The 214-nt window shown below is 65.9% G+C and carries 1 protein-coding gene; it reads right to left on the bottom strand.

All coding sequences use genetic code 11. The features are described 5' to 3' along the window. Window positions 1–214 (bottom strand): acyl-CoA thioesterase domain-containing protein (locus tag RRF55_RS29145; protein WP_439419470.1); only part of this gene is annotated, 214 nt, incomplete at both ends.

Raw genomic sequence — 214 nt, 5'->3', positions numbered from 1 at the left:
ACATGAAGACGAATGTCGCGCGGAAGCCCAGCCCAGCGTCCGACACGATGTCCGCCTGGATGAACGCGGCGTTGCGACCACGGCGCAGTTTGGTCGCGGTGACGGTCACATCCCCAGCCAAGGGGCCGATAAACGATACCTGCGCGGACCGCAGCGGTGGCAGGTCAGGCTCGCAATGTTGCGCGGCGTGGAGCGCAATGGCGCTGGACATGCC

Origin of the sequence: Klebsiella sp. K47 (assembly GCF_051858335.1) — a bacterium.
GTDB lineage: Bacteria > Pseudomonadota > Gammaproteobacteria > Enterobacterales > Enterobacteriaceae > Klebsiella > Klebsiella pneumoniae.
This window is presented reverse-complemented; position numbering and strand designations above follow the sequence as displayed.